This is a genomic window from Flavobacterium sp. LHD-85, from assembly GCF_030929595.1.
In the GTDB taxonomy this organism is placed as follows: Bacteria; Bacteroidota; Bacteroidia; order Flavobacteriales; family Flavobacteriaceae; genus Flavobacterium.
Genome location: NZ_JAVFVR010000017.1, coordinates 138,611 through 163,038 on the forward strand (window position 1 = coordinate 138,611; position 24,428 = coordinate 163,038).

32 protein-coding genes are annotated in these 24,428 nt (G+C 32.2%); 5 read left to right on the forward strand and 27 right to left on the reverse strand.

What is annotated here, in order from left to right; genetic code table 11:
- The first annotated feature begins 108 nt into the window (after positions 1 to 108).
- Positions 109 to 1,269 carry an MFS transporter gene (locus tag RB618_RS21615; RefSeq protein ID WP_308070704.1) on the forward strand — a complete coding sequence of 387 codons (1,161 nt, stop codon included), beginning with the start codon at positions 109 to 111 and terminating at the stop codon, positions 1,267 to 1,269.
- A 260-nt stretch (positions 1,270 to 1,529) separates the two neighbouring features.
- On the opposite strand, the gene RB618_RS21620 is transcribed toward RB618_RS21615, so the two are convergent.
- The 7 genes from RB618_RS21620 to RB618_RS21650 all read right to left on the reverse strand — a co-directional run bounded on the left by RB618_RS21620 (position 1,530) and on the right by RB618_RS21650 (position 6,885).
- Positions 1,530 to 1,898 (reverse strand): hypothetical protein, encoded by a 369-nt coding sequence (locus tag RB618_RS21620; protein ID WP_308070705.1) that lies wholly within the window; start codon positions 1,896 to 1,898, stop codon positions 1,530 to 1,532.
- Entirely contained in the window at positions 1,864 to 2,214 is a 351-nt protein-coding gene (locus tag RB618_RS21625; protein ID WP_308070706.1) for a hypothetical protein, read from the reverse strand. The genes RB618_RS21620 and RB618_RS21625 overlap by 35 nt, the downstream gene beginning before the upstream one ends.
- A gap of 10 nt (positions 2,215 to 2,224) precedes the next feature.
- A complete protein-coding gene (locus RB618_RS21630; protein ID WP_308070707.1) occupies positions 2,225 to 2,701 on the reverse strand; it encodes a DUF6265 family protein in 477 nt (158 codons plus the stop codon).
- A 418-nt stretch (positions 2,702 to 3,119) separates the two neighbouring features.
- On the reverse strand, positions 3,120 to 5,429 hold the full coding sequence (locus tag RB618_RS21635; RefSeq protein ID WP_308070708.1) for a DNA topoisomerase 3: 2,310 nt from the start codon (positions 5,427 to 5,429) through the stop codon (positions 3,120 to 3,122).
- Positions 5,430 to 5,527: 98 nt separating this feature from the next.
- A complete protein-coding gene (locus tag RB618_RS21640; RefSeq protein ID WP_308070709.1) occupies positions 5,528 to 6,031 on the reverse strand; it encodes a hypothetical protein in 504 nt (167 codons plus the stop codon).
- A gap of 10 nt (positions 6,032 to 6,041) precedes the next feature.
- Positions 6,042 to 6,437 (reverse strand): lysozyme inhibitor LprI family protein, encoded by a 396-nt coding sequence (locus RB618_RS21645; RefSeq protein ID WP_308070710.1) that lies wholly within the window; start codon positions 6,435 to 6,437, stop codon positions 6,042 to 6,044.
- A gap of 22 nt (positions 6,438 to 6,459) precedes the next feature.
- Positions 6,460 to 6,885 carry a copper resistance protein NlpE N-terminal domain-containing protein gene (locus RB618_RS21650; RefSeq protein ID WP_308070712.1) on the reverse strand — a complete coding sequence of 142 codons (426 nt, stop codon included), beginning with the start codon at positions 6,883 to 6,885 and terminating at the stop codon, positions 6,460 to 6,462.
- A 421-nt stretch (positions 6,886 to 7,306) separates the two neighbouring features.
- On the opposite strand from RB618_RS21650, the gene RB618_RS21655 reads away from it, so the two are divergent.
- The 3 genes from RB618_RS21655 to RB618_RS21665 all read left to right on the forward strand — a co-directional run bounded on the left by RB618_RS21655 (position 7,307) and on the right by RB618_RS21665 (position 9,814).
- On the forward strand, positions 7,307 to 7,678 hold the full coding sequence (locus tag RB618_RS21655; protein WP_308070713.1) for a GreA/GreB family elongation factor: 372 nt from the start codon (positions 7,307 to 7,309) through the stop codon (positions 7,676 to 7,678).
- 175 nt (positions 7,679 to 7,853) lie between these two features.
- Positions 7,854 to 8,645, forward strand: a complete 792-nt coding sequence (locus RB618_RS21660) for a DUF5995 family protein (protein ID WP_308070714.1) — start codon at positions 7,854 to 7,856, stop codon at positions 8,643 to 8,645.
- 182 nt (positions 8,646 to 8,827) lie between these two features.
- Positions 8,828 to 9,814: a hypothetical protein gene (locus tag RB618_RS21665; protein WP_308070715.1), complete on the forward strand. Its 987-nt coding sequence runs from the start codon at positions 8,828 to 8,830 to the stop codon at positions 9,812 to 9,814.
- A gap of 93 nt (positions 9,815 to 9,907) precedes the next feature.
- Here RB618_RS21665 and RB618_RS21670 read toward each other — a convergent pair whose 3' ends face one another.
- The 15 genes from RB618_RS21670 to RB618_RS21740 all read right to left on the reverse strand — a co-directional run bounded on the left by RB618_RS21670 (position 9,908) and on the right by RB618_RS21740 (position 20,651).
- Positions 9,908 to 10,180, reverse strand: a complete 273-nt coding sequence (locus tag RB618_RS21670; protein WP_308070716.1) for a hypothetical protein — start codon at positions 10,178 to 10,180, stop codon at positions 9,908 to 9,910.
- Positions 10,181 to 10,457: 277 nt separating this feature from the next.
- Complete coding sequence (locus RB618_RS21675) at positions 10,458 to 10,952, reverse strand: SRPBCC domain-containing protein (protein WP_308070717.1); 495 nt, start codon at positions 10,950 to 10,952, stop codon at positions 10,458 to 10,460.
- A 32-nt stretch (positions 10,953 to 10,984) separates the two neighbouring features.
- Positions 10,985 to 11,329 carry a hypothetical protein gene (locus tag RB618_RS21680; RefSeq protein ID WP_308070718.1) on the reverse strand — a complete coding sequence of 115 codons (345 nt, stop codon included), beginning with the start codon at positions 11,327 to 11,329 and terminating at the stop codon, positions 10,985 to 10,987.
- Between the two features lie 38 nt (positions 11,330 to 11,367).
- A complete protein-coding gene (locus tag RB618_RS21685) occupies positions 11,368 to 12,183 on the reverse strand; it encodes a DoxX family membrane protein (protein WP_308070719.1) in 816 nt (271 codons plus the stop codon).
- 181 nt (positions 12,184 to 12,364) lie between these two features.
- The gene (locus tag RB618_RS21690; protein ID WP_308070720.1) at positions 12,365 to 12,886 is read right to left on the reverse strand and encodes a hypothetical protein; all 522 of its coding nucleotides are present in this window, start codon (positions 12,884 to 12,886) and stop codon (positions 12,365 to 12,367) included.
- A 46-nt stretch (positions 12,887 to 12,932) separates the two neighbouring features.
- Entirely contained in the window at positions 12,933 to 13,349 is a 417-nt protein-coding gene (locus RB618_RS21695; RefSeq protein ID WP_308070721.1) for a hypothetical protein, read from the reverse strand.
- A gap of 42 nt (positions 13,350 to 13,391) precedes the next feature.
- A complete protein-coding gene (locus RB618_RS21700) occupies positions 13,392 to 13,754 on the reverse strand; it encodes a hypothetical protein (protein ID WP_308070722.1) in 363 nt (120 codons plus the stop codon).
- A gap of 17 nt (positions 13,755 to 13,771) precedes the next feature.
- A complete protein-coding gene (locus RB618_RS21705; protein ID WP_308070723.1) occupies positions 13,772 to 14,125 on the reverse strand; it encodes a hypothetical protein in 354 nt (117 codons plus the stop codon).
- Between the two features lie 220 nt (positions 14,126 to 14,345).
- A complete protein-coding gene (locus RB618_RS21710; protein WP_308070724.1) occupies positions 14,346 to 15,110 on the reverse strand; it encodes a hypothetical protein in 765 nt (254 codons plus the stop codon).
- A 248-nt stretch (positions 15,111 to 15,358) separates the two neighbouring features.
- Positions 15,359 to 15,880, reverse strand: coding sequence for a hypothetical protein (locus RB618_RS21715; protein ID WP_308070725.1), 522 nt, complete (start codon positions 15,878 to 15,880; stop codon positions 15,359 to 15,361).
- A 267-nt stretch (positions 15,881 to 16,147) separates the two neighbouring features.
- Entirely contained in the window at positions 16,148 to 16,675 is a 528-nt protein-coding gene (locus tag RB618_RS21720; RefSeq protein ID WP_308070726.1) for a hypothetical protein, read from the reverse strand.
- A 430-nt stretch (positions 16,676 to 17,105) separates the two neighbouring features.
- Positions 17,106 to 17,975 (reverse strand): hypothetical protein, encoded by an 870-nt coding sequence (locus RB618_RS21725; RefSeq protein WP_308070727.1) that lies wholly within the window; start codon positions 17,973 to 17,975, stop codon positions 17,106 to 17,108.
- A 275-nt stretch (positions 17,976 to 18,250) separates the two neighbouring features.
- Positions 18,251 to 18,625, reverse strand: a complete 375-nt coding sequence (locus RB618_RS21730) for a superinfection immunity protein (protein ID WP_308070728.1) — start codon at positions 18,623 to 18,625, stop codon at positions 18,251 to 18,253.
- Between the two features lie 130 nt (positions 18,626 to 18,755).
- On the reverse strand, positions 18,756 to 19,964 hold the full coding sequence (locus RB618_RS21735; RefSeq protein ID WP_308070729.1) for a putative phage abortive infection protein: 1,209 nt from the start codon (positions 19,962 to 19,964) through the stop codon (positions 18,756 to 18,758).
- Positions 19,965 to 20,090: 126 nt separating this feature from the next.
- Positions 20,091 to 20,651: a hypothetical protein gene (locus RB618_RS21740; RefSeq protein WP_308070731.1), complete on the reverse strand. Its 561-nt coding sequence runs from the start codon at positions 20,649 to 20,651 to the stop codon at positions 20,091 to 20,093.
- A 319-nt stretch (positions 20,652 to 20,970) separates the two neighbouring features.
- Between RB618_RS21740 and prfA the strand changes: the two genes are divergently transcribed.
- Positions 20,971 to 22,047: a peptide chain release factor 1 gene (prfA, locus tag RB618_RS21745; RefSeq protein ID WP_111365195.1), complete on the forward strand. Its 1,077-nt coding sequence runs from the start codon at positions 20,971 to 20,973 to the stop codon at positions 22,045 to 22,047.
- A gap of 367 nt (positions 22,048 to 22,414) precedes the next feature.
- Here the strand turns inward: prfA and RB618_RS21750 are convergent, their stop codons facing one another.
- The 5 genes from RB618_RS21750 to RB618_RS21770 are packed head-to-tail and all read right to left on the reverse strand — an operon-like array spanning position 22,415 to position 24,396.
- On the reverse strand, positions 22,415 to 22,786 hold the full coding sequence (locus RB618_RS21750; RefSeq protein WP_308070732.1) for a hypothetical protein: 372 nt from the start codon (positions 22,784 to 22,786) through the stop codon (positions 22,415 to 22,417).
- 28 nt (positions 22,787 to 22,814) lie between these two features.
- Positions 22,815 to 23,174 (reverse strand): hypothetical protein, encoded by a 360-nt coding sequence (locus RB618_RS21755; protein WP_008462338.1) that lies wholly within the window; start codon positions 23,172 to 23,174, stop codon positions 22,815 to 22,817.
- Positions 23,175 to 23,221: 47 nt separating this feature from the next.
- Positions 23,222 to 23,506 (reverse strand): YtxH domain-containing protein, encoded by a 285-nt coding sequence (locus RB618_RS21760; RefSeq protein ID WP_308070733.1) that lies wholly within the window; start codon positions 23,504 to 23,506, stop codon positions 23,222 to 23,224.
- 59 nt (positions 23,507 to 23,565) lie between these two features.
- Positions 23,566 to 23,718, reverse strand: coding sequence for a lmo0937 family membrane protein (locus RB618_RS21765; protein ID WP_111365189.1), 153 nt, complete (start codon positions 23,716 to 23,718; stop codon positions 23,566 to 23,568).
- A gap of 36 nt (positions 23,719 to 23,754) precedes the next feature.
- Complete coding sequence (locus RB618_RS21770) at positions 23,755 to 24,396, reverse strand: porin family protein (protein WP_308070734.1); 642 nt, start codon at positions 24,394 to 24,396, stop codon at positions 23,755 to 23,757.
- Positions 24,397 to 24,428 lie beyond the last annotated feature (32 nt).

A 24,428-nucleotide genomic window follows, 5' to 3' on the forward strand; every position in this document is an offset into this window, starting at 1 on the left:
TGAAATTGTTAAATGTTGATTTTAGAGCATTTAATCGAAATTCTTGTTAGAAGTTGTAGTGAGATAAACTTTAAAAAGGCTTAATTTTGCAGTCTGAAAATTGACTTCATGATTTTACCATTCTTTAAAAAGATTCAAAATACGCCTCGAGGATATCGCATTGCCAATACTGTTTTTTTCTTCCTTTCTGGTTTTGGTTATTCTTCGTGGGTTTCGAGAATTCCACATATACAAGCCCAATTAAAACTTTCTGAAGCCGAATTCGGAGCCGTTTTATTCGCTTTTCCAATAGGTTTAATGCTGACGATGCCTTTTACAGGAAAACTGTTAAACAAATACAGCAGCCGTTACATCATGCTGCTTGGAGCGGTTATGTTTAATGTTGCACTTTCTTTGCCAGGTTTGGCAGCATTTGTCTGGCAGTTGGTTATTATACTTTTATTCTTCGGAGCTTCTCGTAATATTTTCAATTTATCTATAAATGCACAATCTCTTGAAGTGCAGAAATTATATCCGAAGTCGATTATTACGCGTTTTCATGCGGTTTGGAGTATCGCTGTGTTTTCAGGAGCGGGATTAGGGTATGTAATGGTAACACAGAAGATTGCGCCATCACATCACTTATTGGGAGTGAGCATTTTTATGCTGGCCTTAACGGCTTGTTTTTACCCGATGAGTATTCACAATGAACCTGTTCCAGTTAAAAAGAAGTTTTTCTCAATGCCAGAAAAAAATCTGGTAAAATTTGCCATGATCTGTTTCGTGTCAATGGCTTGCGAAAATACAATGTACGACTGGAGCGGAATTTACTTCGAAAATATATTGAAAGCTTCTCCAAAACTAACCAGTGCCGCGTTTGTATTTTTTGCTTCGGCAGTAACGCTAGGACGTATTTTTGGCGATTATGGGGTAATGAAATTTGGAACTAAAAAAATCCTGCTTTATAGCGGGATATTAATAACGGTTGGCTTTGGTATTTGTTTTATACTGCCGTACGCATATCCAACAATTTTTGGTTACGTTTTAATCGGATTTGGGGTTTCTTGCGTGGTTCCATTGGTGTTTAGTATTGCCGGAAGATCTTCAAAATTAAGCAGTGGTTCTGCTTTAACTTCAATATCTACAATTGGTTACTTAGGATTTTTATTAGTTCCACCAATGGTTGGTTTTATTTCCGAATATCTAAGTATGAAATGGGCGTTTCTTATTATGGCGCTTTTAGGAATTCTGATGATTTTTATGGTGAATAAGATCGGGGAGAATGAGTAGTCTTTTTTAAGATGTTAAGGTTCTGAGATGCTGAGGTTCTAAGGTTTTTTTAATTGGGTTTTTCCGGAAACTATTATGTTTTTGAAAGGGATTATTTATAGAAATTATTCCGTTAGGAATATCTGGTTGGTAAAAAAAGGTTAAGTGTTTGCATAGTGTCCTGTAGGGACACCTGTATTGCGGAATGAATGTTGTGAACATAATCAAACGTTTCTAAGGAACATATTCCTGTGTATTCAATTAAAAAAATCTGTTGAAAATTATGGATATATAAGTCGGACTATTTCTTGCTTCTCACTTTCATAAAAATAACCATCATTAGCGAATTCATTCACTAAGTCAATTTTATAGTTTTCATTAATATGATTAAGGATTTCTAAGAAAGAAAGCAATGTTTTTCTGGTAGAGCTGCAATTAACGTAGAATAGTTCTTTTTCAACCTGATTTTCTATGCAATAAAACCTAAAATCGAAAGTTGTGTTTATTGATTCTTCTATTCGATTATATCTAAAAATAAAAGAAGTGATTCCGTTTTGAATTAAATCGATTAAAAAAGCTCGAGTTTCATTGTGCTTGCTATAGCCATTCCATAATTCACTCCCAATGGTATTTAATTTTATGTCTGACATCAGATGGTTTTTTAGGATTCACGTATATTACTATTTTGCGATTGAAATTATAAGTTGCAAACGTTATCGGAAGCTTACCCTCATAAATATATTTTTTATCATTAAAAGTATATTCTATAATTGGCACATAGTAAGTTGGCGATACTTCTGGATTGCTTGGACTTCCTGTAGCGTCACGCCATTTTATCCTTTCTTCAAAGCGAATTATTTTGCTTTCAAGCGGTATAAATGATTTTGGAATAATTGAATACTTTATATATAAAATGATATTCAATACGATAATAATAGCGAAAAAAGAAAGGACAAATGTAAACATTCAAAAAGAATTATTTTTTGGTCATCACAAACTTCTCAGAACTCGGTTTTCCGTTGAGATTTCCAGAAATTTCTGCAGTCAAAGTATTATTGGCACCTTTTGTATAAGTGATTTTTTGAGGATAATCGTGTTTTGGATTCTCGAAAATCAATTGTTTATCTGTTTCTGAAGTAGAAGGGAAGAAGACCGGTTTGTCATCGTTTTGACCTTTTACAGTTGCTTTGTAAGTAAGCGTTTCTCCTAGTTGAGCCAGAATAATAGTCTCAAAATGCAAAGTGTCTTTTCCTTTAATAAAATAAGAAGAAGCACTGAAAGTACTATCGTTTAGCTTTTGCCAGTTTTCAGATAAAACGCCTTCAGGAGATTTATTTTCCCAATTCCCTATTAACCAGTCGGCTTTTTTGATTTTGTCTTTTTCAACCGTTTCTTTTTTCTGGCAGGAAACTGCGGCTAATATAAGAGCTAAAAGAGTAATTTTCTGAAACATATTTATTAGATTTTTGATAGCACTAATGTATGAAAAAAATGTTTGCCACTAATTGCACAAATTTCCACGAATTTCTTTTTTATATCTATCACAGATTAAAAGGACTAAAATGATTTTTTTTACTGTGTGTTTTTGCACAAGTTCTCTTGTTTTTTATTTCACGCAGATTTAAAAAGATTTAAGCTGATCCACACAGATTTAGATCAATAAAAATCTAATCAATCTGCACAAATCTGCAAAATCTGCGTGAAATAAATTAGTGTAAATTTGCGTAATTACTACGTCTGTCCCTTCGGTCGAGTCGTGGCAAAAAAAATAAATCTGCGCTAATCATTTTAATCTGTGGCAAATAATATAGACACAGTAATTTTCAAAAAATAATTCGTGGAAATTTGTGAAATTGGTGGCGAAGAAAAAATTAAACGCTCGCACTTAAAATAGAATAAACCAATTCCTTAGTAGGTTTTTGGTCTTTTAATTTTGCTCGAACTTCATCAAAAGTAACTTTAAAGTCACAACCTGATTTGTATTCGGCACAGCCATAAGCGGTTTTACCTTTTAGAATTGTTCCCTTTTTACATTTCGGACAAGTCAAAGCATCTGAACTTTCTTTTAGCTCGGCTTTTTTATCTGTTTTCTTTGGCTCTAATTTCAGTTTGTAATTTTCCTCAAAACGAATTAAACCTTCAACAGTTCCAGAATCGGTTTTAAAGCCTTTTATATTTACTGTAGAACCTTTCTGAACCAATCGTAAATATTGGCTTTCTGTAATTTTTTTATCATGAAAAACAAAAGGCAATACAAAATCGCAACCCGATTTATATTCGCTGCATCCAAAAGCCGATTTTCCTTTCAGTATATTTCCTTTTTGACATTTCGGACAAGTTTCTGCCGAAATTCCAGAGGCTTTCTTTTTCTCTTTTTCTGCTTTTACAACTGGTTTTTGAATCGTTGCAGCATGCGAAATATTGGCATGTTTGGTTTCGCTTCGAACTTCATAAACCAAAGCTTCCACCATACGTTTCATGTTTCTAATGAATGCTGCGGCGGTGAAAGTTCCTTTCTCAATATCTTTCAATTGCTTTTCCCAAGTTCCTGTAAGTTCGGCAGATTTCACCAATTCATTTTGAATCGTATCAATCAATTGAATTCCCGTTAAAGTGGGTAAAACCTGTTTTTTATTACGAACAATATACTGACGTTTAAAAAGCGTTTCAATAATATTCGCACGTGTTGACGGACGCCCGATTCCGTTTTCTTTCATCAATTCGCGTAAATCTTCGTCGTCAACCTGTTTTCCTGCTGTTTCCATCGCACGCAATAAAGTAGCTTCGGTAAACTGATTAGGCGGTTTAGTTTCTTTCTGAAGAAAAGAAGGCTCGTGCGGGCCTTTTTCGCCCACAGTAAAACTCGGCAATAAATCGGGTTCTTTTTCTTTCGCATTCGGATCTTCAAAAACAACACGAAAACCTTTTTTCAAGATTTCTTTTCCCGTTGCTTTAAAAGTCACATCGGCAGCTTTTCCGATTACAGTCGTGTTGGCAACGAGGCAATCATCGTAAAAAACGGCAATAAAACGTCTTGTAATAATATCGTAAACCTGCTGTTGATTATGAGGCAGATTGTTCTGAACTCCCGTTGGAATAATCGCATGGTGATCGGTTACTTTTTTATCATTGAAAACCTTTGGCGATTTCTTGATTTTTTTCTCCAAAACTGGCTGAGTCAATTCGGCATAATTGGTCAATTTTTGCAGAATTCCAGGCACTTTCGGATAGATATCTCCAGGTAAAAAAGTCGTATCTACTCTGGGATAAGTAATAACTTTCTGCTCGTACAAAGTTTGTGCAATTTTCAGCGTTTCTTCTGCTGAAAACCCAAATTTCTGGTTGCAATATACCTGTAAACCTGTTAAATCAAAAAGCTTTGGAGCATATTCGTTTCCGTTCTTTTTGTCAACAGAAACAATTTCGAAATCACTTTCTTTAACTTTTGCGGCTATAATTTCTCCGTCTTCTTTTTTTAGAAAACGGCCTTCTTCATAACTAAAAAGCGTTTCTCTGTACAAAGTCTGCAATTCCCAATAGGGCTGAGGTTTAAAGTTCTCAATTTCTCTAAAACGATCTACAACCATTGCCAGTGTTGGCGTCTGCACGCGCCCGATAGACAAAACCTGCTTGTAACCGCCATGTTTTACGGTGTACAAACGCGTTGCATTCATTCCTAAAAGCCAATCTCCAATGGCTCTCGAAAATCCGGCGTAGAATAAATTATCATAATTAGAAGAGGGTTTAAGGTTTTCAAAACCTTCTTTAATAGCTTCTGTAGTCAGCGATGAAATCCACAAACGCTGAATTTCGCCTTTATAATGCGCTTCGTTCATCACCCAGCGTTGAATGAGTTCTCCTTCTTGTCCAGCATCCCCGCAGTTGATAACCACATCGGCTTTTTCAAAAAGGCTTTTTATGATTTTAAACTGTTTTTGAATTCCCGAATTCTGAACTACTTTGGTTTCAAACTTTTCAGGAAGCATGGGCAGATTGTTCAAATCCCAGCTTTTCCAATGCGGTTTATAATCGTTAGGTTCTTTTAAGGTGCATAAATGCCCGAAAGTGTAGGTCACAGCATAGCCGTTGCCTTCATAATAGCCATCGTGCTTGGTATTGGCACCCAAAACAGATGCGATTTCACGTGCTACACTTGGTTTCTCAGCAATACAGACCTTCATTTTTTCCTTTTCTTATTTGTAGCGAAATTAAGGAATTTTAAAGAAAGGGGCAAAGGCTCTAAGATTCTAAGTTGTTCTTGCAAATTCGAAAAATAATTTTAGAAGATAAAATCATATCCTAAAAGTTTTGCAATGGAACAAATTATAAGTCCCAAACCAACAATAGCCATGAGATTCAGAAAAAAGGTGTAAGTTTTTCCTTTTATAATAAAATTTTCAGGACAATCTGCACTGTAAAGTATTTTAATTTTTTTATTTATATTTTCCTGATACGAACGAAATTTATCTATGTCTGATGAGGAATGAATAAGAGGAGTGCCTTTAAAAAGCTTTCCGTCAGAAGTTTGAAACTCAATTATAGGGGTTTTATGACCATCTTCATCTGAGTCGTAAGCAACGATTTTTCCAAAAATTTCGATTCCTGTTTTATCAATGTCACTTAAGAAAGTATGAGCTAAGATTGATACTGATAAGAGCAAAATACCTAATAGTAATAAAAAGTAGAATATTTCATAAAACGTCAGAACTATACTCACAAAAAAGAAGACGATAGAAAAAATAGGCGTATATTTTTTTAAAACAATTATAAGAGAATGATTCATTTCTAAGTATTTAATATTCTAACATTTTGTAATATTCCTCCAATTCGACTGCTCTTGCTTTTACCATTTCTTTCTTTTTGTTTTCGGCAGCAGGATACCACATAGTTCCTTGCTTTACTTCGTAAAAGTATTTTGAAACAAAGCTATATTCTTTATCTCGATAAACAAGCCATTGTTTTTGAGATTCCTTCAAAGTTTCAAAAGCTTCTTTTGGGAGTTTCGTTTTCAATAAATTGTAATATTTGTTCAATTCTTTGTCCCAAGATTCACGGGCCTGTATGGTGCAATTGCACATGTCTGCATTAGAAATATTGCCTTTATTAAGACATTTTGACTCTAACGCATCTATTGGACTCTCTTTTTTGTTTTGTGAAAACGTTGCAATTGATAAAAGAAGAAAAACCAAAACAAGTATTTTTTCATTTCATTTATACTTTAAAAATATCAATTCTTCTCATCCAAAAGATTTCCGATTCTAAAAATTGAAGTTTTGTCTTCACTATTTTATCGCTTTTGTCTCTCGGATTTTTAGTAACAAATCTTGCTGTAGAATGGCTAAAATCTAAAGTATATTTTTGGTCTAAATCTGTTTTTTTATCAGAAGAAAAAGTGATCAGATTGTCTTTTGCGCTCCATTTTCCTTTTCCGTACTTATTGACTTCTTGTGGAGTTCCGCCTTGTATGTTGGAATAGGAATGAAATTCAAATGTTCCGTCTGGATTTAAAGTCAGTTTATATTCAAGTTTATGAATTTCGTCAGAAAGAGAGCGGGTATAATCGCCTGCAAACTGATTGGATTGTGCAAATAAATTTAATTTTAAAATTAAAAGTAACGCAGCTAGTATTAGTTTCATAGGTTTTGTTTTTCGGATAGTTTAAGATTTTTTCCAAAAGTAAATGGTTTAAAATCAAAATCCTTACGTAAAACCATATTGGCAATTTATAATTTTTTTATTGTCAGAAATAAGCTTATCTTGCTAAAAATATTACAATTAATACCATAATGGTCACTGCAAATTTTTATTTAGTAAATAGCTGTCTAATGTGCTTAATGTGCACATTGCTGTATTTGCATGACGATACTTTCTTGAAAAGCTCAAAAGAGTTTATTTCTTTCGCCCTGTCACAACTCTAGGCAGGGGATATTTTACCATTTAATTTTTATTATTTAATCTCATTTATTCAGGATATGATATCGTTGAATATGCCGTTTTGCGTGCTGTTCACTGTAGAGTTGTGTCATATCTTAGAAATAATGAAGCAAACAAGAAAGTCATGTCACAACATATAATTTTAACTACAGGAACCTACGATTTAATTAAAGATCACGTAAGAAGAAAAAAAGTAACCGCTCAAGAAGAAGAACTTTTATTAGGGCAGCTAAAACATGCCACGCAGGTATTGCGAAAAAATCTGCCTGAAGATGTAGTTTCTATAGATCGAAAAGTTACTTATAAAGATCACATCAATAACGAAGAAAAAACAATTCTTCTTGTTGGTCCGGAAAAAGCAAAAGTCAGTAAAAACAAAATTTCGGTTCTTTCAGATGAAGGAATTGCAATGGTGGGCTATAAAGAAGGCGATATTATTGAATGGCCTGCTAAAAAAGGAAATCTTAAATTAGAGATTTTAAAAGTAGAAGAATAGTAAACATCGTTTCGTTTTCGTTTTAAGTTTAGTAAAATCCCAAAAGATATTTCTTTTGGGATTTTTTTTGAAATACTAGAAAGCGAAATAATAAGAGAATTGCTTCAAAAATCGTTCAATGGAAGCTTAAAATAATTAAATTCGTTCTTCTCAATTTAATCATAACCAATTATAAATGAGTATGAAACAAGCTGAAACTATAGACGAAGTCATTCTGTTTTTGGATCAGATAATAGAAAAATCAAAAATAGACCAGAGCAATTTGGGTTTATTTGCTATTCTATATCGCGAAGTGACTGTAAGAGTAAAAGAAGGTATTTTGGCAGGTTCGTTTCAAAATGGTGAGCGAATGGAAAAGTTGGATGTTATTTTTGCCAATAGATATCTGAAAGCGTATTATCAATATCAAGCAAAAGAAAAACCGTCTGAATGCTGGGCATTTGCTTTTGAACAAGCCGAAAAGTTCTGGCCAATAGTATTGCAGCATTTACTTCTCGGAATCAATGCGCATATTAACCTCGATTTAGGAATTGCCTCGGCAGAAGTCAGCACAGTTGAAGATATCGAAGATTTAAAAGCCGATTTTGATAAGATAAACTCTATTCTTAGCAATTTGGTTGGCGGTGTCGAAAAATGCTTAATCAAAATTTGGCCAACACTTACATGGATATTAAAATTTACGGGTAAAGTAGATAATTTCTTTATTGATTTCAGCATGGAAACCGCAAGAAATGGCGCATGGAAATTTGCGAACGAATTTGTAGCTGTTCCAGAAAACGAAAGAGAAGCTTGTACACAATTACGAGATCAGAGAATAACAGAAATCGCTCGATTGGTTTCGAACCCGGGGTATTTTGTAAGCGCCGTTTTCAAATTCATTCGTTTATTTGAAAGAGGAACTGTTGCTCAAAAAATAATCGATATGCAGATTATGGAAGAAAAAAATATGGAATGCGTTGTGGCGTGATTTGCAATCGTAAAAATTGGTTTTTCTACTTCTAAAATATAAAAAGCTGCGTGATTTTGCAGCTTTTATTTTTTATCGCAAACACATTCAAATACCTTAAATGTTAAAGTAATTTTGTAATTATATTTTTATATTTTTGACTGCATAACCACCCAATCACCAATTAACAAACTAATCATTCTATGAATAACATTACCTCAAAAGCAAGATTGCCTAAAATTTATAATACTGCTGCAATAGTAGCATTTGTATATGCTGGATTAATGCTAATTTTTTCAGTTTACAAAGATTTTATTTATGTCGACCAAACTTGGCTTCACGGTTTAACAGTCAATGGTTTTTCTGTTTTCAGCAATCTAATCTGGATCGGACTCCTTATTGTACTTAAAGTTCTTTTGAATAAAACACTCCAATACAATAAAGCGAATTCTTTAATAAATGCTTCTTTCATTTTTTTAGCAATAGGCGTTTATTCTGTTGGCGTAATTTTTTTTAAGGCGCTAAAAGTCTATTTTTCTTCCGACGATGCAAATGCATTGCTCTCTTTTGGCGCAAGTTCTATTTCGAGTGCCATTTTTTTGCTTTTATCTAGTGTAGTGTTAATCGTGATTGATATTATTTTAGGAAACCGTCTTAGACAAATTGATGTTGTTTTAAAAGATTACTTTAAAATATTAGGTTTTGCGTTTATGATTTATGGTATAATTTCGGCGCTTCAAATGGTAAAAGTAATTAACAGTGATATCATTGTGTTTTTGCCAAAAATAGTTTTGGCTGCGGTTTTAGGAAATATTTTTAAAGTAGTTTCTAAAATGAATCCAGCAGATTTACCTTCTGAACCAGAACCTAAAGTTGCGGTTAATTATACGCCAGCTAAAACTTTTTCTGAAAACAAAACTGAAAAAGTAGAGAAAATAAACGTTTCAAACAGAAAGAAAGAAATTGAAGAGCAGGAAATAATTCCAGTTTTTGATATTAACGAATTGGAAAACAAAGAAACTATACTTTCTTATTTTGAAAACCTGTCAAACGATGAAAAAAATAGATTGGGAGTTGTAGTGGCAAAAAAATACAATCAGGATTTGACGGCAGAACAGACAAAGAATCTTATTTTACATTATATCACAGAGAAAAAACTATACGATCATAATCGATTTGCGCCACATTAAAAGGTGGTTTTTCTTGTGTTTTCATTTATAAAAAACATCCCAAAAAGACTTTCTTTTTGGGATATTTTTTTTGCAGATACTATTTAAGAAAAACTATTTTATTCCAATTTCGAGATAATCTTCAAAACCGCCGTTGTATATTTTTTCGACCCATTTTTTAAAATCTGTTGTGTTCTCGATGATATACGTTTTAGCATATTCTTTATCAATATTTTCAATGATTTTGATCGTTTCTCCGTTTTTAATTCTTTCGTTTATTCTATGAAGATCATTTGCGCAGAATTTAAAAACCGACAAAGTATCGTATTCGCTAGAATTATTGAGATATAAAATCTCTTCTTCTGTATTGTAAAAATTATATCCCATTTTAAATGAATGGTTTTTGAATTAGGTATTAAAGATAATTAGCAGCATTACGAAACCTCCTAAGCAAAGAACTCCAATCATATGATTTCGATTACTATTATCATCTTTTTTTGGTTACTTCCACTTGGTGACCAGAAACTCGAAAATGTTCTGAAATCATTGTCGTTGGAAAGAGTCCATAAATTGTAACCGAGAAATCTTGCTAAAGCTCCTAAAAACTCCAGAATAATTCGGCCTGCTATTATTTGTTCAAAATCCACTTGAAATAGTTTTTCTTTTAATTATTAATCATAGGATTCAAATTTTCATCTTTATTACGCAAATCCAAACCGCCCTCGTAAACCGATTTCAGATTGGTCAAATAAAAATGCCAGCCGTTGGAACAGCCCAGTCTGATGAATTTTTTCGAATTATCATCTGTTGGAATGTTGTGGTGACGAAGTTCTACAATTGTGTAACCGTTTTCTTCGCTCAATTTAATATCAACCAAACACGAACCTTCAAACGTAAACTGCAATTGGTCTTTTCCGTTGGCAGAAGTGATTTTTCCTTTCATGGCATCATCATACAAATACCAAAGCCATTCATAAGTATTTCCTCCCGAAACATTTTGGTCTTTGCCGATTGGTTCTAGATTCGTATCAAAAAAAGATACTTTTTCTAGAAACCATTTTTCGAGTTCGTTCGCAATGGTCCAAGCATTGTAAATGTCGCTGAGCGGAGCTTTAACAGCTATTTTTTTGGTGAAAGAAGTCCAATCGAAGTTTTCCATGGTTTGAGTTTTTTAATGATTAACGAATTTGCTTATTCAATTTCTATGTACTCCGATTTTCCTTTTTCGTTTCCATTATTGAGCCATTGCCAATCTAGAGCTAGTTTTATTTTTCCGTTTTCGGTTAGCGAAATTTGTGCCAATGCTTTTCCTGCTTTCAATTCGTTATCAACTGTTATGCATTGATACAGCATGTTTAATTTATCATCGGCTAGTTCGGCAATGATTTTACCATATTTTATGCTTCCGCCAAAATAATCGGCAGTAACAAGATTGTCGTCTTGTTTGTAGTTGAAAACAGTTTCTGTATTTACTTGTCCGTTTTCCGAATTCTGAATAAGCGCAAATCTTTTGTTATTGAAATTGAATTTGGTCATTGTCTTTTTTGATTAGATAGATTTATTTGGGGATGAACTCAGTTTGCTAAAACCTGTTTTTTAGAATCGTTTGTTAGTGCAATTACCAATGCAATTCCGCAGAAAAGTAAAGCAATAATGGCACGTACAATTTCATTTCCGCCACCTACAGTTGGGTTTGCAACAGCATCTTGAATATGGAAGAAAAGTACAAAAAGTAAAAGCATTAAAGCCAAAAGAAGCGAAATAGGTTTAATCCAAAGTTTAAAAATAATCGAAATGCCCGAACAAATAAGCGCAACGCCTACAAAATAAGTCCAAAACATAGTTCCAGGCAACCATTTAGGAACCATCGTAGACACAAACTCAGCAAAAAGAAAATGGCTTAAACCAAACAAAAGCATTAAAAGCGAATAGAAAATTCGCCCAACAGGAATAAGTTTTTCTAGAAATTTGTCGAATTTGCTTTCGCTTTTGTTCGCACTATAGGAACCAGCCAATACAAACGCTCCGCCGCTATAAGTGAGTTCTTCGATAGCATTGATCCAGATTTGTGTAGCGTTGGTTTTATCGGTATTAAAAATGAAAATAAACGGAAGATGAGAAACCATAAAAGCGGCAAGAAAAGCAAAACCTAAATAAAGACATACTTTTCGGGTATCAATAAATTTAATGGTAACAATTCCCGAAATAATAATTCCTGCTAATATTAAAACAATTCCGGTAAGTATATCAAAACCAGGATATTGATGCGCCCAAGCAGGAAAAGGAGATAAAATTTCGGATCGAAAATCTTTAATAATAAGCTGATGTACTCCCAAAGCAATTATGCCAATACCGTAAAATAAACGGCCGAGTTTAATAAGTCCTTTCATTAATAGTGGTTTTTAGATAGTAAATTTGTTTTTGGTGGTTGACCAAATATATAAAATTCTTACTAAAATACTGATTTAATGAGGGTTGGTTTTTGTCTATTCGGACAGTTTTGTCATTTCGACGCAAGGAGAAATCTCCGCAAGTAGCTCCGCAAATATTACAAGATTGTATTGTTAAATTTTAAACTCGACTAGGACTATAAACACTTTGATAAATTCCATTTTCTAAAGGATGATCTTTTTCTTTTCTTTCAATTCCAGTTTGATATAGATCTTCATCAAAACAGCTAATTATGGCGTTTAAAAATGCTCGGCCTGCCGCACCTCGTCCCCACGTGTCTGTCGGGGCGTATCCTGCAAAATTAATTTCATATACTAAATATATTGTTTCTCCTTTTATTGTAGAAAACCAATCTGTGATAAACTCAGAATATCTTATAAGCTCTTTTTCCGCATATTCATAATTTTCTATTGGAAATAAGTCTTTATCTACATTCCAATTTAAATGAGATTTATATTGTCCTAATTTATCTTTTTCGGGATAATTGTTAAGATTATAAACTTTTAATTCAATAGCAGAATATCTATCATGCATCCTGCAAAAGCCAATCCCATCTAATGTTTCGAAGTTCCAATCTCTTAGTTTATCGATAATTTTGGATAAAGACTCTTTACCATGAACTAAATTATATAGTTGTACCATTTTTAATGTTTTAAATATCGAGATTTAGCTTACTTTTTATGTCTTTTTACAATACAATTTTTCGCCACAATTTAATTGATACAGTAAACAATAAGCCCAGAATAAAAAATAATAAAAAGAAAATAAGAAAGAAATCCCATTCTGTTTTTCTTTGAAATAAATTTATTAGGATTAAAATTCCAATATAAAATAGGGCATAAGTAAGACTGTTTAACAAACCTAGAATGAAACTATTTTTATCTTGCTTAAGAATAAAATTGCCAATAGCAATTTGGTAAAAACTAGTAAAAGCGATTATTATTAAGGCATATGTTAAGTAAGTTGTATTACTCAGCTGATAAGTTTCGCAAGCTATATTTGGTTCAGTAAAGAAGATTTGATTAATGAAAAGACATCCAATAACAATTAGCGTCGTAATTGCTATGGGAATAATAGTTCCTAATATAATTTTAGAGATTTTCATTAACTTCTTTTTTGTGATTTACTTCTTGTTTGTATCTGTTATTTAGATTTTTGTCAAATTTCCCGATCCATAACCACAACGAGCACAATATATTGCTCGTGATGTTCTAAAAGGTTTTTTACAATTTGGACAATCTTTTCCAAATTGACTACTTTGGTGATGTAAAATAGCTAATGGATTTGATTCATATTCTCCAGTTAACATACGGTACATTTCAAGTAAATAGCGATATTTCTCAAAAGTTTCAATTTTGTCCAACCAAACAAAATCTTTAATATTTCTTTTTTCCAGTTCTTTTTCAACGATTTTTTTTCCATGAATAAATGCTTCTTGACATAATGCAAACTCCTCGTCATTTAGCATTACAACATTTACATTACAGCGCCAACAAAATCTCTCTTCCATATTATTAATTCAAAAATTTACTCACACAACAAAGTATCAAAATCAACATGAAGTTGACTTGTATCTTGGTCAATATTAACCCAATTAAAATTTCTTAAAACGTAGGCATTTCCTCCATCAATTTTAACCCATTCATCTATTCCTTTGGCAGCATTTGTCAAATCGTTTTTTGGTGTCATTCCAATAGGAGCGACGTAACTTCTATTTTTTGTTAAAGCTTTACAATTACTTGTTTCTATTTCCGATTGTGTAATATATTTTGATTTTGTTAAAGTAGGTAGTGTATTATGTACTTGAAGTGGAGACATTGAAGTACAAGAAGTAAGAAATAAAATCACTCCAACAAGATTTAGTTTGATCAGCTTATTCATTTTGGATAGGTTTAGTTTTTATCAAATATAAAATATTTCATGCATTTTTTGATTTTAAAAATCGGTTGTATACACTCGATTGTTTACAATCACTTAAAAATAATCTGGTATTTCTAATTTCGTTTTGAAATAAAAAACAGAAAAACATGGAAATACAAAATAAAGAAAGAGCCGAAGAATTATGAACTGCACCCAAAAGTTTGGAAGTATTTGAGAAAGATTAAGATTCATCTACAATCCATGATGGATATTCATCTACATAGACCCATTTGTTATTTTCTTTTTTGATGAAAATAAAACTTCTGCAAATCTTATTTTGATTGCAGTAGAAAGAAAATAAAAAGCACCCCTTTGTATTATTTTTATTTAAAACCAATCGATATATTTTCGAACCTCGAATACTGAATTCATCTTTAGAAGTGAGATCTTCTTTTTCATATTTATAATAAGAATGGTCTAACTCACCTCTTGCAAATGTTTTGTTTTCACCTTTATAATGCACTTGCCTTTTAATTAAATCGATATATTCTTCACCAATGATCGTATCCATTCGCGCCAATTCATTGTATTTAAAATCAGAAAGTAAATATTGGTAGTTTTGTTTCCAATCATTTTCGTTCTTCAGGTTGTTAGTGGCGGGAATGTATTTATAAGCAAATAAAGTATCACTAATAAACACATTAATTTTTTTTGTTTTTAAAACATCTGAGATAGAATCAGAGTAGTAATTCAAATGATTTAAATCTTTTTTGAGATCTTCTCTTTTTAGAGAATCTTCCTCCATTGCAATTCCCGTTTCGAGCCCAAAAGAGGCAAATTTGTAGCCTTTTCCCCCTTTAAAAAAACTAGCAATTGAATTTGGATTAGTGTCTAAATATTGACTAAGCGTTTGTTTGATAATTTCTTTTTCAGTTTTAAAGTCAATGTTTTGAGAATACGAAAAGTTGAAAAGAAGAATAAAAAACAAAATAGAAAGTAGTTTCATTTAATTTTATTGAGTTACGGATAATTAGTTTAGAAACTGTAGCTGTAAAGATTGGCTTATTTTTCTGTAAATATAAAAAAAAAGCTACATGATTTGTTGCAGCTTTTGTATTTGATAATTTGTATTATACTTGATTATTTCGGACCAAAACTAGTGCGAGCGTCTCGCTCGCGAACGCAACGTTGAAACAAGCGAGACACTCGCGCTAGCAACGGGAGCCGTAGCACGGTTAGGCAAGATAATCTTGTTTATTCAGTTTTTAGTTTGTTGATTCTTTTTCTGAATAATAAAAACTCTATTGTCGTAAGAAGTAGATAAATTATTGAAAAAATGGCAAGCTTTGTCAAAATAGTTAAATTGTGTAAGTGTATGTCGATCAATAGTTTAATAACGATAAAAAGGACACAAAATAAAGGTATTCCTAAAAATGCTAAAAGTGACCAATAGAAATTATTCCTAATTTTTGCTATCAGATTTAGAAAAATTGCAAAAGAAGAGATAATCATAGCAATAAAATATATAGTAGAAAAACCTATATTTAATATGAGTTCTAAAATCTGTATAAATTTTTCAAAGAAATTTCCATCAATCATCTTTGTTTCTGAAATCACAATTCTATAAATAAAAAACAATGAAATGCTTATTAGAAAATTAATTACCCAAAATCTAAATACAATTTTATTCATTTTTTTTGTAGCTGGTTTTTTATTGTCTGTCGTGTAATCCGTGCTGCGCAATCCCGAAAGCTTTCGGGACTGACTTTGCGCCATTTTCGCTATCGTTAATTTGAAAACAGAAACGTATCAAAGTCTCTGACTTTATATCATTCGTGCTTATAAAAATAATGATTTTAGAGCGATTAGTAAAAAGGCGGGAGACTTTTGATTGGTTTTTGGATTTATAAGAAGCAAAACAAAAAAAACGCAAAGTCAGAGACATTTGCGTAGCGTTTCAGTTGAAGACTTCGTGGAGCGGGGAGAAATCTTCGTAAGTAGCTCCGCAAAGAGTTTCCATATTGTAAGCACAAAGCGTTGTAATCACGATTTTGATAAACGTATCTTTTCTTTCATAATTTCATTAATTTTTTCAAGGATATTATTTGCATTTTCAAAAGTTAACCAATCTATAATTCTTTTTGTCTTAGAACTTTTTTGAATAACGATCGAATAATGTGATTTTGAAAATAAACAGTTTAAGCGCATATTATATTTAGTTCTTTCAATTGCCAGATCTAAAATACTGATTTTTTCAATTTCAAAAACTTGATATTCTTTGGACTTATTAAAAAGACGATTTTTATTGATGACTTTTATTTTTTCTGATGAGATTTCTAAAATGACTTTTCCAAAAGTATTCCACAGCCAAATATTAAGGAATAAAATAAAGAACCCTAAAAAAGGAATTAATAATATAATGTAATGTAAAATTGAAAGGAGATAAGTGTTTTCAGCTGACACAATAGGAAGAATAACAAACATTATAAGAATCAAAATTAAAAGACCAAAAGGAAGAAAGATTGCAATGAACCAGTTTGGTTTATTTTTAATTGTTATTGTTTCTGCCATTTAATTTTATGAGTTTTGATTGTTTTGTTTGTGTTCACAAATCGGTTGTATACACTCGATTGTTTACGATCACGTAAAAATAATCTATTCTTTCTAATTTCGTTTCAAAGAAAAACAACTAAAAATCATGGAAACCGTGCTGCGCAAATGTCTCTGACTTTGCGCCTTTTTTGCTATCGTTAATTTGAAAACCGAAAGGTCTCAAAGTCTCAGACTTTACATCATTCGTACTTATAAAAATAATCATTTTAGAACGATTCGTAAAAAATCGGGAGACTTTTGAGTGGCTTTATAGTTTATAAGAAACAAAAAAAAACGCAAAGTCAGAGACATTTGCGTAGCGTTTCAGTTGAAGACTTCGTTGAGCAGGGGCATTTGCGTAGCACTTATTAATAACACTTAGAAGAGCGGGGGGGCTATCGGTCTTTCGTTATTTAATATTTTTGTTTCGATATTGTTCCGGTTTCACCAATCTTACCGCTCTAAGCAATGCGACATATTGATCTTCCATCATTTGGTTGCTTATCGAAGCAGATTTGATTCCGTTAAAACCAATCACTTTATAAGTGTCTCCAATTTTCTTAAGAAGTACTGAGGAACTTTCCTGATAAAACATATAATAAGCCAAATCTCCTTTAAAAGAAATAGCTCCACTCGCCGCATACGGATTGTTGATTTCTTCATTAATTACATTGGTGCCAGATCTTTTTTTTGCATACTCATAAAGACGTTTCACAAAATTTGCTGTAGCATCGTCACAATTGTTTTTTAATGCATTTAAATCGTTGTTTTTACAATAGTTATTCACATCATTAAAGAAAAGATTGGTGATTTGAAAAACAGGATCACGAGCAGGTTTTCCTTTTAAATACACTTTGTAATCACTTATTTTTTTCTCTAGTGCAGGAATGGTATAAGCATTTGGAAATATATTATTTTCTCCCACAATTTTCCATTGGTCATTACTTCTCAGTAAGTTTAGTTGGAAAGGTATCGGACTGTTCATAATACAAGTTGCCTTATTTCCTTTAATTTCAACAGTTTTTGGCGTTATAGTTATTAACTCTGGACCTATTGCAAGATCAGATTCAAGAAGTCTTGAATATTGACGGTTTAGAAGCATTTGTCTGTAAAGAGTATCTCCGAGAACCGGTTTTATCTTTAAAGTGTCGCCATTTTCAAAAGCTATTCTGCCCTCTATATAAGTTGTGCAGGTTTCTTTTATTTTGCTTTCTTCGCTCTGTTTACAGCTTACAAAAAAAATAAATAGTAGAAAAAGTAACGAGTAGATTTTATTCATAAATAGTGTTTTATTAATATCTCGGACTATGGTTTAATAAGGCTTAAAAATAATTAAAAAACTACATGATTTTTGTAAAATAAAATTATTCTCTAAAACAATCAAGGTTTCTTCTAGCTAGAGCGAGCATCCCGCTCGTGAACGTAGTAATAGGCACGAGCGGGACGCTCGCGCCAGCAAGTGGCTTTCGGATTTATAAGAAACAAAAAAACGCAAAGTCAGAGACATTTGCGTAGCACTTATAATACCACTTAGAAGAGCGGGGGGAGCTGATATTATGACTGCAATAATTTTGATTTTTGTTGTTCAAACTCCTCTTGAGATAAGACACCAGAGTCTAATAAAGCTTTTAGTTTTTGTAAACTATTTAATTTTTCATCAAAATCATTCTTTTGTTGTGTAGATGGGTTTTCTTCTTTAGGAAAGGGAGTATTGTTTACGACAATTGTTTGAGTTTCACGATCCGTTGTGCAAGCCCAAACTAATGAAGCGATCCAACCAATGAATGTCCATCCTAAAAAGAAATTTAGCATTATTATTGCAGCACCATTATTTTTTTTACGACTTAATGCAATAATTGATGGTAAAAAATAAATTACTATAAATGGAATTCCAACTACAAGAAATTCTGTTACTCCAATTCTTCCCATAATATTTGATTAATTAGTTATTAATTTTCAATTTCGAGATGTTAATTTTTATTTAATACATTATACTAACACAATGTTTGAGCAAGTTAGCTAATACTTCTTTATGTAATAAATTTACGAAGATTGACTGTTAATGATAATTAGGGCGATTTTTTTTCACAATGTCATTTTCATATTCAACTAGGGGAAAATAATCTTTAAAACTTAAACCATATAAAAATTCACCAGATATATTTTTTATTAAATTGTATTTTGTTATCAATTCAAAGTCATAAGATGTAAATTTTGATACTGAATCAATTTCAGGATCAATTTCCCAAGCACGTCCTAATGAAGACAAACTATTAAAAAACAATATCGCTTGCTCATAAGTAGACAATTGAGCCCGAAGTGTTTTAATGTAGTCATATTTGATTTTGTAAGAGATATTTTTTTGATTATTAATAAATTTAACTGTTTGAAATAAATGTCTAAAATAATGTCCAAAACGAAACTGATGTCCTCCATAATATTTTATAAATTTATTATGATAATTTTCTGCAATTTCAGAAAAATTACCATCTAAAATTCTCTTTTCTCTCCAATTGTAAATCTCTTGTACAGCTTGTCTTCTTCTAGCTTTTGTACTATTGTGAGGAATCATTGACCACTTTTTAAAAATATCTTCATCATATGCGGGTTTTAGTCTAAGATATTGTATTGCAAAATCTATAATAGCGTCTCGATATTTACCTTTAAACATATGCTTTAAAATTAATACACCTTCTGCACTCAAGCCGTAAAAAACAATATTATAACATATATCAATCTTTGCAAGTTGGTAAATATCTATATTGTTTTTCTTAACATAAGGATGTGCCAACATTTTTTGCTCATACTCGCGTTCATATATTTGGGGACTTCTAAATATATGTTTTAATTCTGTTTTACATATAATCAGTTGATTGAAAAAAACTTTAAAAACAGATTTTCCAGTAAATTTTGAACTCCCAATATGCAATGAATCGTCATTTTCAACTAATTTTTTCCCATCAAATTCTAATTCTGAAACGTTTTCCCGATGTAGTTTAATAAGGTCAAAAAAATTACTTTCTAACCTTTCTCTCTCAAATGCAGATTTTTGTTCTGTAAATGTTAAATATAAATAATAAAAACCTACTGCAGAAATTAAAGTGCCAATAACACCGCCAATAAAATCTCCAATTTGACCTGTAATGTCATATTGAATTGGCATTGGACTCCAAAAAGTATAGTCATCACAAAATGTTCGTCCAAATAATATAAGTATTATAATTGTTGATAATGAAAAGGATACCCATGCAATAATTTTATGATTCATTAGTGTCTTTAGTATTTGTTATAATATAAGAAACAAACATCGCATTTAATTTAAGTTTTTCTGTAAGTGAAAACACCTAATTTTTTATGATAACGAACAAGATCCATTTTTTAGTTATTTAAAAACTCATTTAATCTCCTTCAACATCGTAAGCAACTCAGGAATTTTCCCTACTTGTGTTTCTGTCCAGAAATAATGCTCATTATCTGTAATACCATTGTCTTTAAGATAAATTGAGACTCTTCTAGAAGTTTTTTCGATATTAAAACTAAACGTTATTTCTCTTGAATTGAAAATATATGTAGTAGATTGTTTTTTTTCTGTTTTGTCTTTAAGATTAGGAATAACATATTGTTCTATAAATAATACAAATTCATCAATTTCATCTAAGTCAATCCATGAAGATTTGAAATAGTTAAAATTTCTCCCTGCAATTTGGTATATAACCGTCATATCCATTTGCAATGCTTTTATTTTATTGTTTGATTTCAAATCAATTGCTTCAACAGGAAAGAAAGACAATACTTCTCCAAGTCCAGATCTAAATTCAGCTTTTACGTTCCAATCTTTATTTATTTGAGTGATTTCTGCATTATCAATAAATTGGCGGGTTTCAGAATTTTTTTTTTGAGAATAAATTTGTGTTACTGCAAGGAGCAGCAGGAACATAGTAAACAGTTTTTTCATTGTAGAGTTTATGATTATTAGTTAGTTTGGTTTTCAAAACTAAGAACATAAAATCTAAATGCATTACGGAAAACCGTAAACATAATTATGAAAACCAAAGCCCTAGCCCTGATAGAAGCGGCATCCTTTTTAGGCAAACGAAAAAGAGCTTATTAAACCGCAAATATTCTGCCTAAAAAGATATAGCGGATAGCAGGAAATAGCTCCTAAAAACAATCGTAATTCCACTAAATATTCAACTTAAATTCCGCAAAAAATGAACACTAGAATTTTCGATAAAAATTTTGTAATTTTGCCGTCCAATAAAAGGAATTAGAAAATGTTAGATAGACTTCAATATGTAAAGCAGCGTTTCGATGAGATTTCGGATTTGATTATTCAGCCGGATGTTATTTCTGATCAAAAACGTTATAAGCAGCTTAACCAAGAATATAAAGGGATAAAAGCGCTTGTTGAAAAGAGAGAAGAGTACATCATAATTTTGGCAAATATCGACGAAGCAAACGAAATTATTGCTGACGGAAGTGATGCTGAAATGGTGGAAATGGCCAAAATGCAATTGGATGAAGCAAAAGAACGTCTGCCAGAATTGGAGGAGGAAATCAAATTTATGCTTATTCCTAAAGATCCTGAAGATGCGAAAAACGTTATGGTGGAGATCCGCGCCGGAACGGGTGGGGACGAAGCGAGTATTTTTGCAGGTGACTTGTTTAGAATGTACACGAAATATTGCGAATCTATGGGATGGAGATCATCTGTTGTAGATATGAACGAGGGTACTTCAGGAGGTTTCAAAGAGGTTATTTTTGAGGTTACTGGAGAAGATGTATACGGAACTCTGAAGTTTGAAGCGGGTGTTCACCGTGTACAGCGTGTTCCGCAGACAGAAACTCAAGGGCGTGTGCATACATCGGCTGCAACGGTTATGGTTTTGCCAGAAGCAGAGGAGTTTGATGTTCAGGTAGATATGAACGATGTTCGTGTAGATTTCTTCTGTTCGTCTGGACCTGGAGGACAATCGGTAAATACTACGAAATCGGCTGTACGTTTAACGCACATTCCAACAGGTTTGGTGGCGCAATGTCAGGATGAGAAATCGCAGCACAAAAATAAAGATAAAGCTTTGATGGTATTACGTTCTCGTTTGTACGAAATGGAATTGGCCAAAAAGCAGGAGGAAGATGCTAAAAAACGTAGTTCTCAGGTAAGTTCTGGAGACCGTTCGGCTAAAATCCGTACGTACAACTACGCACAAGGTCGTGTAACCGATCACCGTATTGGTTTAACGCTTTACGATTTAGGAAACATCATGAATGGTGATATTCAGAAAATCGTTTCTGAGCTTCAGTTGGTTAATAATATGGAGAAATTGAAGGAAGCTTCTGAGGTGTACTAATCGTACACAGGTTCAAAGTGACAGAGATGCAAAGGTTCAGAGGTTTTTTCTCTTTGAACTCAATATATTTAAGCCGAACATTTGTTCGGCTTTTTTTGTGCCAAAAAACATAGACAGTAGTTTCAACCGCTGGAACGCAAAGTATTGGGATAAAAGAGACAAAGGCTAAAAAAAAGGTTCAGAGACACGAAGTTTTTAAACTTTGCACCTCTGAACCTTTGTAACTTTGTACCTTAAAAAAAGGTTATATCCCTAAAAATACTCTCGTATATTCAAAACATTTATATAGATTCGAGTAAACGTATACACCATTTTTTATTACTATTTCGCTAAGCTTTTCCATAATAATTAAATTAAGTTAGACAAATTACTCTCTAGACGGTTCGTATTGTGATGATTCTTCTTCAGAAGATTCATGATGAGGTTTCGAAACCAGATTGGTTACAATAAGCTGAACAAGAGAACCAAGAACCCCTTTGAACATCGAATCGCCTTTTCCGACAATAAATCTTTTGGCCAAATAGCCAATTCCGATACTGATTGCCGATTGAGCGATATGGCTTTTAAAGCCAACAGTTTCGTTGATTTCTTCAACCGTGTTTCGAATAAGGTTAATGGGTTTTAAATTGTTCTTAATCTCTTCGATTTCATCTTTTATATCGCACCATTCTTTATCTTGGCGAATTTCTAATTCCTCAATTTTTTGATTTAACTGATCAATATTGTAAATGGCTTCCATAGTCTTTTAGTTTTATTAATAAATTAAATCAGTTTTTTGTTTCTTTTAGAATACTGGAGATGATGGTGTTTCCAATTGGTGTTTTTATCAATTTATGATGTGATTTTACCACAACTATCACTAGAATAAGATAGAATAGTGCCATGATAAAAAAGCCGTAGTAATACTCTCCAAGTTCTTTACCAATCCATAAACTTATCCCGATATTCAGAAACAAAGTAAAAAATGCAACAACAATACCAATCGCTATCTTTGAAGCTAATGATGAAGCACCATCGGCAACAGAACATACTGTTTTTAGTTTAAGTAATTCTAAACTTGTTTTAGCATAGTTTTCTGCTTTCTCATAAAGATTTAAATTCTCGTTTGTTGTTGCATTTGGTTCCATGATATAAGGTTTTATGGTTTGAAAATTTCACTAATTAATGTTTGCTATTAATAGTTTGATTTTACTGTTTTAACATCGTCTTTTAGCGTGTTGTAATCTTCTTTAACTTGGTTAAGTTTAGATTTTCCTTCTTCGATAATTTCTTTACCGTTTGAAGTAATCGTGTTTACAATGCCATCAAATTTTGTTTTTAGATTATCACCATAATCTCTTGATTTATCTTTGATTTTTTTTCTTGTGTTTGATCCTTTGTCTGGTGCAAATAAAACACCTATGAATGCTCCCGCCGCTGCGGCTCCTAAAATTCCTAAAATTGTGCTACTAGTTTTCATAATAAATAATTTTAATGGATTAATATTTAATAATTTGTTGATTTAATAAATTGTGATTTTTAAACTTCGCGACCTTTAATAAGGCGAAGCAGTACGGCAATAATGGCAATTACCAACAGAATATGGATAATGCTTCCGAAACTGTAAACAAAGAACCCTAAAGCCCAAAGTATTACCAGAATCACTGCGATGGTATATAATAAATTTGACATGGTTTTTATTTTAGTAGTTAATAATCAATTTCTCGTTTAGTTTAACTTATAAGAAAGATATAATGTCAGGTTGCTGTTTTTGGCATCTGGAAACGTGTAGGTAGTTCCTGCAACGGTTCTTTCTTTTCCCACAGTTGTTAAACCATAATTGTAACGTAATCCTACGCTGATTGGGTTAAAATCGACTCCAACACCAGCAGAAAGTCCTGCGTCAAATTTGTTTAGATCGTCTGTGTCAATATCTTGGTCAAAATCAAAACTACCGTTTCCGCTTATTTTAGAGCTTACTAGATAAGAAGCGTAACCACCAGCGTGGATGTTAAAGTTTTTTGTAACATTAACTCGCACTAAAAGTGGAAGTTCAATATAATTAAGTCTAAATTTTGCATCCCCACTTGCAAAAGCGTTGTTGTATTCTAATTCTGAACCTTTTGTGGTAAACAAAAGCTCTGGCTGGATGGCAATGAAGTCTGAAACAGGAAGTGTGGCATAAACCCCAGCATTAAATCCGTATAAAACATTTTCATCGTCAGCTTCACTTTGATATAAATTTGACATGTTGAATCCTCCTTTTACACCGAATTCGGTATTTACATTATTGTCCTGAGCGTGCAGCATTCCGAATGATGCTGTTAAAAAAAGTGTTAAGGCGCATAAAAATTTGGCGTGTAATTTCATAGTAAAAAAATTAGTTAATAGATAGATAATAG